At 73.0% G+C, this 4,995-nt stretch carries 7 protein-coding genes; 3 read left to right on the forward strand and 4 right to left on the reverse strand.

All coding sequences use genetic code 11. The features are described 5' to 3' along the window. Positions 1-86: 86 nt before the first annotated feature. Positions 87-611: a sigma-70 family RNA polymerase sigma factor gene (locus GVN67_RS27940; RefSeq protein ID WP_160000580.1), complete on the reverse strand. Its 525-nt coding sequence runs from the start codon at positions 609-611 to the stop codon at positions 87-89. Positions 612-673: 62 nt separating this feature from the next. Between GVN67_RS27940 and GVN67_RS27945 the strand changes: the two genes are divergently transcribed. Together GVN67_RS27945 and GVN67_RS27950 are read left to right on the forward strand one after the other, a co-directional pair. Next, the gene (locus tag GVN67_RS27945) at positions 674-1,396 is read left to right on the forward strand and encodes a response regulator (protein ID WP_160000581.1); all 723 of its coding nucleotides are present in this window, start codon (positions 674-676) and stop codon (positions 1,394-1,396) included. A gap of 172 nt (positions 1,397-1,568) precedes the next feature. After that, positions 1,569-1,730, forward strand: a complete 162-nt coding sequence (locus GVN67_RS27950; RefSeq protein ID WP_160000582.1) for a DUF1328 domain-containing protein — start codon at positions 1,569-1,571, stop codon at positions 1,728-1,730. A 140-nt stretch (positions 1,731-1,870) separates the two neighbouring features. Here GVN67_RS27950 and GVN67_RS27955 read toward each other — a convergent pair whose 3' ends face one another. Further along, a complete protein-coding gene (locus GVN67_RS27955; protein ID WP_160000583.1) occupies positions 1,871-2,227 on the reverse strand; it encodes a hypothetical protein in 357 nt (118 codons plus the stop codon). Positions 2,228-2,411: 184 nt separating this feature from the next. On the opposite strand from GVN67_RS27955, the gene GVN67_RS30400 reads away from it, so the two are divergent. After that, entirely contained in the window at positions 2,412-2,534 is a 123-nt protein-coding gene (locus GVN67_RS30400) for a hypothetical protein (RefSeq protein WP_255430446.1), read from the forward strand. A gap of 18 nt (positions 2,535-2,552) precedes the next feature. On the opposite strand, the gene GVN67_RS27960 is transcribed toward GVN67_RS30400, so the two are convergent. Both GVN67_RS27960 and GVN67_RS27965 read right to left on the reverse strand, forming a co-directional pair. Further along, positions 2,553-3,146 (reverse strand): DedA family protein, encoded by a 594-nt coding sequence (locus GVN67_RS27960; protein WP_200845429.1) that lies wholly within the window; start codon positions 3,144-3,146, stop codon positions 2,553-2,555. Further along, positions 3,143-4,828, reverse strand: coding sequence for a glycosyltransferase family 39 protein (locus tag GVN67_RS27965; RefSeq protein WP_235035583.1), 1,686 nt, complete (start codon positions 4,826-4,828; stop codon positions 3,143-3,145). Before GVN67_RS27965 ends, GVN67_RS27960 begins: the two co-directional genes overlap by 4 nt. Between the last annotated feature and the right edge of the window lie 167 nt (positions 4,829-4,995).

Consider the following 4,995-nt stretch of genomic DNA (forward strand, 5'->3'; position numbering starts at 1 on the left):
TCAGAGGTGTATAAGAGACAGCGGCCCGACGCCCCCGACCGACCCGCCGGCGCCCCGCGCCCGGCGGCGCTTCCCGTTGCACGCCGTCAGCCGGTCGCGGCCGGGGCGCTGAATTCTTCCCAGCCGCGCGCCAGGGCGGCGCGGGCGCGGGCGACGCGGGCCTTCACGGTGCCGACCGGCACGCCGCAGACCGCGGCGGCCTCCTCATGCGACAGGCCATGCGCGCCGACCAGGACCAGCGCCTCGCGCTGCGGCGCCGGCAGGGTGGCCATGGCACGCTGCAGATCGGCCACCGCGCCGCGCGCCTCCTGCGCCGGGGCGGCCACCAGCGCCTCGGCCGGCGGCAGCCGCTCCAGCGCCCGCCGCTCGGTGCCGCGGCGCCGCAGCTGTTCCAGAAAGGCGTTGCGCAGGATATGAAACAGCCAGGCCCGCAGGCTGGTGGCAGGATCCCACTGGGCTTCCGCCCGCAGCGCCCGCAGGATCGCCTCCTGCACCAGATCGTCCGCCTGTGCCGCGTCGCGCGCCAGGAACCGGGCGAAGGCCCGCAGCTCCGGCAGCAGCCCCGGCAGCAGGCGGCGCAGCGGATCGACGGGCCGGGTATCGCTATGCATTGCCATCTTCAGTCCAGACGCGATCGAGCTTCAGCAACCAGGATGGATACGAGGGCCAGGATATGAATGCCGTTAGCCAAGCCGAGCTCCTCCGAAGCCTGCCGCCGGCCCGGCGCTACGCCCGCGCGCTCAGCGGCAGCCAGGCGGCCGGCGACGCGCTGGTCGCGGCCGCGCTGCGCGAGGGGCTGCCGCCGCTGCCCGCCAAGCTGGCCCTCTATGCCGGGGTGACCCGGCTGGCGCCGCCGCCGGCCCCGGGCCCGGGCGCCAACCTGACCGCCCGCCAGCGCCAGCTGCTGCTGCTGACCGCGCTGGAGGAGCTGTCCACCGCCGATGCGGCCAGCGTGGTCGGCGTGCCGCGCGACGTCGCCGAGACTGAGGTGGAGACCGCGCGCGAGGCGCTGCGCAGCGCCGCCGCCACCGACATCCTGGTGATCGAGGACGAGCCGATCATCGCCATGGATGTCCGCCAGCTGGTCGAGGCCTGCGGCCACCGCGTGGTCGGCGTCGCGGCGACCGAGGCGCAGGCCGTGGCCCTGGCCAAGTCGAAGCGCCCCGGGCTGATCCTGGCCGACGTGAACCTCGGCGCCGGCGGCGACGGCATCAGCGCCGTCAACCGCATCCAGCGCGAGGTGGCGGTGCCGGTGATCTTCGTCACCGCCTATCCGGAGCGGCTGCTGACCGCCGAGCAGGTCGAGCCGGCCTTCGTCATCAGCAAGCCCTTCGAGCCGCTGGCGCTGGCCATCGCCACCTACCAGGCGGTGTCCTCGACCGTGCCGATCGGCTGAGGCGGCGGCCGCCGGCCCCGCCTTCCTGGCGGCGGGGCCGGCAGAAAAGCTGAAGCTGTCCGGTGTTCCTGGGACAGAGGCTGAAACTGGGGCTGAAACGCTGCGTTGCAAAGCCGATGCCGCCACAACGGCCTCGGCTTTTTCTTTCCCCGGTCCAAAGGAACAGGAACACATGCTGTACTGGACGCTCATCTTCCTGGTCGTGGCCCTGGTGGCCGGCGTGCTGGGCTTCTCCGGCATCGCCTCCGCGGCCAGCGGCATCGCGAAGATCCTGTTCATCGTCTTCCTGGTGCTGTTCCTGGTCTCGCTGGTCGCCGGACGCGGATGGGTCTGACCGCCCGCCTGGCCTGACGCTGCCGGAAAAAGCCCCGCCTTGCGCGGGGCTTTTTTCATGCCTGGTTGGCAGCCGCTGTCGCCGAACGCAAAAAAGCCCCCGGGACCGAGGTCCCGGGGGCGGCTTGGGCGGGCCAGCGCTTACTGGCGCGGGCCGTTCTGCGGATAGGCGCCCGAGGTGTTGGAACCCGTGGTCCGGTCATAGGCGCGGGTCGCGGCCGTGCCCGGCGGGTTGACGCGGGTGCCGTCCGACTGCGTCGGATAGGCGCCGGAGGTGTTGGTGCCGGCGGCGCGGTCGAGGGCGCGGCTGGCCTCGGTGCCGGCCGGGTTGGCGCGGGTGCCGTCCGACTGCATCGGATAGGCGCCGGAGGTGTTGGTGCCGGCGGCGCGGTCGATCGCGCGCTCCGGGGCGGTGCCGGTCGGGCTGGAGCTGCAGGCGGCCAGGCCCAGCAGGCCGGCCGACACCAGGATGGCAAAACCGATCTCGCGCTGACGCATCGTTCCTCGTCCTTCTGCTCGTCTATCCGGCCCTTGAGCGGGGCGGTCTGCCGGGCTGAACGCAAGGGCATGGCCAGGGGTTACACATCGTTGCGCAGAAAAAACCTGGGGTTGCGCAGAAAAAAACCGGGAAAAAACGCAGGCGCCGCGACGGGCCGGGGTTCAGGCGGAAGCGCGGCAACCCGTGGCGCCGGGCCGCGTTGCACCGCTCAAGACCGAGGAGACGAGTATGCGTTCGATCCTGCTGTGGCTGCTGGGCATCCCCATCCCGATCATCATCCTGCTGTTGCTGTTCGGCGTCATCTGACGCCGTTTCTCGCAGGTCTCAGCGGGACCTGACCAGGACGTGCCACAGGTAGGCGGCGAGCAGGCCGCCCACCGCCACGTAGCTCAGCGGCTCGATCGCCGAGGCCACCCGCTGGTACTGGTCGCGCAGCAGGAAGCCGGCGCCGGCCAGGATGCCGACCCAGACCAGCCCGCCGAGGCAGGTCCAGAAATAAAAGATGCCGCGCGGGATGCGCACCAGCCCGGCCGGGATCGAGATCAGCGTGCGGATCGCCGGCAGCATGCGGCCGAAGAACAGCGCCACCGGCCCGTGCCGGCGCAGGCTGGCCTCGGCGCGGTCCAGGTCGGCGGGGGTCACCGCGAACCAGCGCCCCTGTCGCGCCACCAGGTCGCGGATGCGGGCGCTGCCCAGCGCGCGCCCGGCCTCGTACCAGACGCCATTGCCCAGCAGCGAGCCGCCGGCGCCCGCCAGCACCGCCAGCCAGAGCGGCATCTTGCCCTCGGCCGCGGCGAAGCCCGCCAGCGGCATGATCAGCTCGGAGGGGATCGGCGGGAACAGGTTCTCCAGGAACATCAGCAGGAAGACGCCCGCCGGCCCGGCCTGCCCGACGATGCCGGTGACCCAGTCGATCACGACAGGCGGTACAGCCGCAGCACCAGCCGCCGGCCACGGGTGTAATTGTAGCCGGCGACCTCGCCGATCGGCCGTGGCGCCAGGTTGAGGCGCTGCAGCTCGGCCTGGAAGCGGGCCAGGTCGCGGTCGCCGATGGCGACGATGCGGCCCGGCGCGGCGGCCAGGTAGTCGGCCGCCGCCGCGCCGTCGCGCAGCAGGGCGGTGCGGGTGCCGGTGGCGAAGACCAGCGAGGGCTCGTGATAGCCGACGATGCCGAAGCCCTCGCCGCCGGGCGGCGTCAGCCCCTGGGCCGCCAGCGCCTGGGCGATGCGCGGGCCGATCCAGGGCGCCTCCAGCCGCGGCAGCAGCCCGCCGAGGACGCCGGCATAGATCGGCACCGCCAGGAAGGCCGCGGCCAGCGCCGCGCGCCCCGGGGCGCCATCCTTCAGGCAGGCGAAGACCGCCCAGAGCAGCAGCGCCGCGAAGGGCAGCACCAGCAGCGACAGCGGATCGATCCGATGATCCGCCAGCCACGGCAGCACCCCGGCGGCGACGCCCAGCGCCACGGCCACGACAGAAAGAAGCCCGGCGCCGAGCCAGGCGAGCCAGCGCGGCGCCGGCCGGCGCAGCGGGTCCATCGCCCAGGCGGCGCCCAGCAGCATCAGCGCCGGGAAGACCGGCAGGGTGTAGTGCGGCAGCTTGGTCGCCACGGCCTCGAACATCAGCCAGCTGGGCGCGATCCAGGCCAGCAGGAAGCGGGTGCCCGGGTTCAGCCGGTCGCGCCAGGCGGTGGGCAGCGCCCGCAGCACCAGGAAGCCGGCCGGGAAGGCGCTGAGCGCGAAGGTCAGCAGGTAGTAGCCGGGCGGGCCCCAATGGGCTTCCTCGCCGGAATTGACCTTGTTCAGCATGTCGCCGCCGACGGCGTCCGCAAAGAAGCGGCCTTCGGTGGCGATGCCGATGGCGATGAACCAGGGCGCGGCCACCGCCAGCATCAGGGGGATGCCCCAGGCCGCGCGCAGGGTCTTCAGCCAGGCGCCGGCGCGGTCGGCGGCGACCAGGGTGATGACGGCCAGCAGCGCCACCAGCGGCCCGATCGGCCCCTTCAGCAGGATCGACAGGCCCAGCACCGCCCAGAACCCCGCCGCCTGCCAGGTGGTGAAGCTGCCCGGCGCCAGATAGGCCCGGCCCAGCAGCCCCATGGCGACGGCGACGGTGCCGAGCAGCGCCGCGTCGGTCTTGGCGATATGCGTCTCGACCACCAGCACGGTGCAGGCGGCCAGCATGGCGGCGGCGGTGAAGGCGGCCCGCCGCCCGACCAGCGCCCGGCCCCAGTGGAAGGTGGCCAGCACCGCGGCCAGCGCGCCCAGGAAGGACGGCAGGCGGTACGGCCAGATCTGCCCGCGATCGCCGAGCCCCAGCGTTTCCGCGACATGGACCGAGGCCGCCTGGGCCCAGTGGATGCCGGCCGGCTTCTTGTTGCGCTCCTCCTCGCCGAAGCGGATGCGCACATAGTCGCCGGATTCCACCATCTGCCGGCTGGCCTGGGCGAAGCGGCTCTCGTCGCGGTCGCCGGGCGGCAAGGTGGCGAAGCCCGGCAGCCACAGCGCCAGGCACAGCGCCAGCAGCCACAGCCGCGGCCAGCGCGTCTCCGGCAGGCGATCGAGGAAATCGGCGGCGCGCGGGGGCATGGCAGGCAGGGGCATGGCGCCGGGCTGTAAAGCCTTTTGGCCGCGGAAGTATAGCGACAATGCGTGAAGTCCGCTCCGCCCTCGACATTGCCCTGCCTTCCGGCCCATAGCATGCGCGCCATGAAGCCACCCGCCGACCGCCGCCCCCGTTCCGATGCCGCTCGTGGCCCCCGCCCCCAGGG

It is taken from the genome of Roseomonas sp. 18066, assembly GCF_902706185.1.
Taxonomy (GTDB): Bacteria; Pseudomonadota; Alphaproteobacteria; order Acetobacterales; family Acetobacteraceae; genus Pseudoroseomonas.

Bases quoted from the DNA above. Each gene is read 5' to 3' on its own strand.
- GVN67_RS27940 (WP_160000580.1), bottom strand. From the start codon at position 611: ATGCATAGCGATACCCGGCCCGTCGATCCGCTGCGCCGCCTGCTGCCG.
- GVN67_RS27945 (WP_160000581.1), top strand. From the start codon at position 674: ATGAATGCCGTTAGCCAAGCCGAGCTCCTCCGAAGCCTGCCGCCGGCC.
- GVN67_RS27950 (WP_160000582.1), top strand. From the start codon at position 1,569: ATGCTGTACTGGACGCTCATCTTCCTGGTCGTGGCCCTGGTGGCCGGC.
- GVN67_RS27955 (WP_160000583.1), bottom strand. From the start codon at position 2,227: ATGCGTCAGCGCGAGATCGGTTTTGCCATCCTGGTGTCGGCCGGCCTG.
- GVN67_RS27965 (WP_235035583.1), bottom strand. From the start codon at position 4,828: ATGCCCCTGCCTGCCATGCCCCCGCGCGCCGCCGATTTCCTCGATCGC.